We start from the raw sequence: 5,206 nt of genomic DNA, 5'->3' as shown, positions 1-5,206 counted from the left end.
GTAGAAGGCAGATAGACATCGCACCTAATTACATTTATCATGTAGTTTATCCCCCTTTATAAAACCATCTAATTAGAGGTAATCATACCATGTATGCGGATGAATCTCATTCTATTAACAATCTACGTATTTAACGGAAGAACCTTTTTTTGAAGGGGTCACATACTTGGTTTATGATATGCAGAACAACCTTACCAGGCATGCGGACATAATCATAGGTAAGCTCATAAAGAGGTGTCACCATCAATATATTATATTTAGTGTAGCCTTGACGAAATGAAACTTTTTACCACAGACTACATACTCTGGTTTATCGCCGAGTTCTAAGGTGTCATTGGTCCCGCCTATGAAACGATTTGTATTCCTTAATATTATACTTCTTTTCTTGAAATTTAATGAGGTGTATTCAGGAAAACAATCAGAAAAACATGCAGGAGTAATGTAAGCTCGTCGTGTCACATAGTTAAAGAATAAAAAGCTATTTCCATCAGCGGCTGCATTATAAACAGCATAGACTCCAATTTTCTCCTTCCGTTTCTTCCCTTTTATATTGTTCATAAAGTCAATGGAGCTCCCATCTTCACAATGTATCTCAAGGAGTACATCGCTATGACCATCATGCGATAAAACAAGTCTATTCATACAGCATGTGTTATTTTCCACCTCTGTTATGATTAGACTATCCTGCTGGCTGTTATTCTTATAAGGCCCAGAATAACAGGATTGACTACAGGAAGTTAGTATATAGAACGCTAAAATCATAAGAACATTTTTCATAAGAAACAGCCTCTATTTTTTTTATTATTCATATCTATCTTATACACGTTTAAAGAACTTTGCATATTACAGTCATCGTTCTGCGCTTTGTATGCTCATCTTTATTGAATAGGGTTCTGCATAAAATTATCTGAGAGGTTTTATTATTCGGACAAGGTATTGGTTTTCTTATCCCATTTGAGAATTTCAACGACAGCCTCTCCATTCTTTTGAGGTAGAGAAATCGTATAAATACTTTTACCATCTATGTTATCTTCGGTTATACTTCCAAGGTCGTCATTACAGAATTCAATCTCCTTAACGGTAAAATCAAAAGCGTCTGTATGCTCTTCATCATGATTTAAGAAATAAGAAGTACAGGATGTTTTTTTGTAAAATATCATACTTGCAATAATCTTATCATCTCCATGACTTCTTAAATCTTGGATTTTCATATTATAGAAAGAAATCATCTGAGACTTAAGTTCTCCTATCGAATCAGAACAATTAGATACTAAGATGTCATAATAATATTGTCCATTAATAAGGGTTGTCCGTCGCTTTATCTCAGTAAATTCAGTCCGCCTACTACAGTTCTCTGAAAATACCAAGAATAAGCAAAGAATAAGTACTTTCAGAATATTCTGATCTTTTATATGTATCATATCTTCAAAGCTGTTTAGTAAAAAGTGGAAATTATTTTCTTTTTCATACCTTAATATTTGTCTATGCTATGAAGTTCTGCTTGCAAGATATACTTGATACGAATCAGAATATTCAATGCAACAATCCTTCAGATTATATAGAACAGTGACATTATATATACGCCATCCTCATAACGACAAAGAATAGCATAATATTAAGTTCCTCTTTAGGGAGTTGTGATTAAGACCCAATAGGAACAGTTAATGACATCTAATCCTACTCTTGTGAATATACCCAACTTTACCATTGTCTGTCTTTACTTTCCACCAATCTCCACGTTTCTCAATGACATCAACAAAGCTGCCTGATTTAGCCTGAGTTATAATCTTAGCTTTAGAACTTCCAGACATTCGTACATTGGTATAACCATCAGGATCTTCAATATAATAATCTGCGAAATCATCTGTTGTAGAGCTTAACAATAGTACAGACTTTGCAACATCACGCAAAGCAGTACTCCCATAATAATTATTTTTCTCCATACGCTGTATAAGCTCTTTGTCAACTAACATGAAATTAGAAAGATGCTGATATACTTTTTTATCCATCACCTTGAGGATATTGTCTTGATGTGTCTCATCGTACTTGTTCAAGCAATCCAACAGACATACCAGACATTCATCTTTCACTTTCTGCCTCACATTGATTTGCTTATAATGCTTATAATAGGCATAAACAAGATTCTCGAAAGTTTCCATACGGTCTTTGCTTGTTTCTGCATACTTGTAAAACATGGTAATCAGTTTCTTCCTATATTCCCTTGATGGATTGTTATAGAATAGGACGTTCGTAACATCATTGACAATATAACTGTTTTGACAAGCGTATTCTATGGCACGCTGGATAAGCAGGTCATTATTTTCATAATCCAAGTCAAAGACAACATCTATTGCATTATCCTTATGTTTATAGAAATAAGACAAGGAAGAAGGATTGTCATTAAAAAGTAATTTATTATATGCCAGGAACATATCCGCTATACCATTTTCCTTTGTATAAAGAACTTTACGAGCCTCATCCATAGTTGGCTCATGGTCTAATGCTGGCTGATAAAACAGACTTTCGTTGCCCGTATAGATAAACCTGCCAATCTCATTGACAGAATATATAATATCCTCATTTATATCTAAACTGTACACTTGTGCAGACGGATGAAGTCGTATTCCAAAAAACTGTAGACACTTTTCTTTGAACATTTCATAGCTTGGTGCCTTATAACCATGTGATTTTGCATACTCTTCCAATATGAGAGACTGCATACTGTCTTCTTTCTTCATGAAGATGGCATTTACATGTTCATTTCCAGTCTTTATTTGTCTGGAAACAGAAGGTTGACTCTTACAATTTAATGTTATCAAGCAGAGCAAACTGAATGATATTATTCTTATATTTTGTTTCATCTTTTAGCTTTAACTACAACTTTACGTTTTGAATACGTTGCCATTTCTTAAAAGCCTAAAAAATTTAGTTCGTCAGTATCAACATCCCTACAATTATCATAAAAGACTTCTTCTTTGGTAGAAGTTGAGCCAATACGTTTCTTAAAAACATAGATGTTAGTATGTTTTAATTTATATTCGTCTTTTCCTACGTTTAAGGATAAATCAAAACGATTATTATATTTGCTGATATGGATATGTAGTACGCCTTTCTCCTTACGATGTTTTTGATTGAAAGCTTCACGAAAAACGTTGATTACTTCTTCTTCATCAAAATAAAACTCTCCAGTATATTTATAATGATCTACGAGCCATATAAAACCAATATGGAATGGGCGAGTTTTCATTGTAAGTGGTGACTTATCCCCATCATAAAGGAAGTCGGTATTTGTGAATTCATAACTTGTATATGCTGAGTCTAACTCGGTTTTATTATTTTCAAAGTCAATCTTTATTGTATAGTTGAAACGTTCTTTATATACATCCCATAAGTCAAAGGGGATACCCACTTCTTCTAAATTCTCCTTGACTCCATCATAATCACCTAAAGCTGCAGCGCAATATTTCTGCATTGTAGAAAAACATTCGTATGCTTCTTTGTTGAAATCCTTAAAGTCTACATGTGTCTCTGTAGCTTTTAGATTGTCACAAATAAGGGTCTGCTTTCCAGCACCAGCAACGGTCAGCCACATCTTTCCTCCTGGCAATAAGGTAAGAACGATGGTATTATATTCCTCTGAAGTCTTATCTACAGGATAATAGAAACCTTTCTGAAAGAGATGAAGCATAGAGTCTTGTACTTCTGCAGGAATCTCTATATCAGCCTTGTAGTATTTCTGTTCAGTTATAGAGAGCCATAAGACTCTGATTCTTTTAGGAAGTTCATATACACTTCCTGGGGCATCAAAGTCTTCTGCACTCAGTGGATCACCTATACCTCTTGCGAAACGAGTTTCCATCACAGGATATCCCACATTCTTATCCCCATAGATAAACACTGCATATCCAGTTTCTACAGGATAATTACGAGGTGCTGCTACTGTTGGTGTCCAGTGGAATTTTGTATTGTTTCCCTTAAACATATTGTTTATTTTGTTACATGAAACTAAAGTCAATGCGTTAAGCATAAGACCAATAATGATAACAATTCTGCCTTTTAAATAATTATTGTTTTGCAATATCAACTCGCTCATTACTCTTAATATTTAATTTTTAATTGAGCTATCAGCAGTTCTTTCCTAAACCATGGTTTACTGTATACTATGTTAAATCGTAGTATACAAATACAAATGTAGTTATTTGTTTTTATATTATAGCTATCTACTATTTTTTTCTATGTATAAACTTACATTAGGTGGTTTAACCCAGACAGGTCATTATCCTTAAATAGTTTTTTCATTGTCACGGTAGAGATTCTATTAAACAAGGATATCCATTCCCCTTTTTAAAGGAATCGTTGTCCTCTTGACTTGCTATATATTTCATAATTTGCATTTCTCACAGGGTTCCAATAGGCAAAGACATATTTAGACTTTCCAAATAGCGTATGATGATACATTTTCTTAAGATTTAGACTTTTAACAAAGAATGAAAATATCCATTCATATTTTCCTGGTTCATAGAAATGGGGTAGATGGGAGGGCATACTGATTCTGATTTTCTTATCATTAAAACAGAAGGCCATTTCTCCAATTATTCCTCTGCTTATATCCACAGCCTCAATATAATACAGATTATCCATGGTGTTTGTATATATTAACTTTCCTCCCGAATAATACTTAAATAGATTATCGTCAGTTACCTCAATGCTTTTCTTTCGAATGGTTACAATGATTAAAAAAAGGAAGATACCCCCTGTCACCAATCCTGTGATACTAATAAAACGTAATGTTGATTCTATTCCATATGCAGGAGCAAAGAAAACTTCGTAAATGATTCCACTACAAATCATTGCAAGAAACATAAAGCCTACTATGGACCATATGTTCAAGGGGGTGGCATAGAAATTAAAGATCTGTTTCTTCATACTGTAATGAAACATAATATTTTATATAATTCATTTCCATAGGTATTTCCTATTTTCTTCTCTTTTGTTAGGCGGAAGCACATTTGCCAAGAATTGAATAAGTGTATAAATAATTTTCGGAAGCATAATTATTCCTCTTCAAACAATCTTTCGAACTCGTCTTCGGGTAGGAGATAACGCAAGTAATACTCTGCAAACTTATAGTTAACAGAGTCTGGCGTGTTACGCATACGTTGAACAGCCTTGGGTGGGAGATAACTATCAACAAAGTCTCCACCTG

The 5,206-nt window shown here is 33.8% G+C and carries 5 protein-coding genes; all 5 read right to left on the bottom strand.

Annotated features, from left to right (window positions below; all coding sequences use genetic code 11):
• Positions 1–243 precede the first annotated feature (243 nt).
• The 5 genes from HMPREF1505_RS05130 to HMPREF1505_RS05110 all read right to left on the bottom strand — a co-directional run bounded on the left by HMPREF1505_RS05130 (position 244) and on the right by HMPREF1505_RS05110 (position 4,926).
• On the bottom strand, positions 244–642 hold the full coding sequence (locus HMPREF1505_RS05130; protein ID WP_051412325.1) for a hypothetical protein: 399 nt from the start codon (positions 640–642) through the stop codon (positions 244–246).
• 278 nt (positions 643–920) lie between these two features.
• Positions 921–1,211, bottom strand: a complete 291-nt coding sequence (locus HMPREF1505_RS13110; protein WP_155948913.1) for a hypothetical protein — start codon at positions 1,209–1,211, stop codon at positions 921–923.
• Between the two features lie 450 nt (positions 1,212–1,661).
• On the bottom strand, positions 1,662–2,738 hold the full coding sequence (locus tag HMPREF1505_RS05120; protein ID WP_036923494.1) for an SH3 domain-containing protein: 1,077 nt from the start codon (positions 2,736–2,738) through the stop codon (positions 1,662–1,664).
• A 170-nt stretch (positions 2,739–2,908) separates the two neighbouring features.
• Complete coding sequence (locus tag HMPREF1505_RS05115; RefSeq protein WP_051412324.1) at positions 2,909–3,982, bottom strand: DUF2931 family protein; 1,074 nt, start codon at positions 3,980–3,982, stop codon at positions 2,909–2,911.
• A 362-nt stretch (positions 3,983–4,344) separates the two neighbouring features.
• The gene (locus tag HMPREF1505_RS05110) at positions 4,345–4,926 is read right to left on the bottom strand and encodes a hypothetical protein (RefSeq protein ID WP_231480342.1); all 582 of its coding nucleotides are present in this window, start codon (positions 4,924–4,926) and stop codon (positions 4,345–4,347) included.
• Between the last annotated feature and the right edge of the window lie 280 nt (positions 4,927–5,206).

The organism is Prevotella sp. ICM33, assembly GCF_000517825.1.
Classification (GTDB): Bacteria; Bacteroidota; Bacteroidia; order Bacteroidales; family Bacteroidaceae; genus Prevotella; species Prevotella melaninogenica.
The sequence above is the reverse complement of the archived record's forward strand: the minus strand, read 5'-3'. Positions and strand labels throughout refer to the sequence as shown.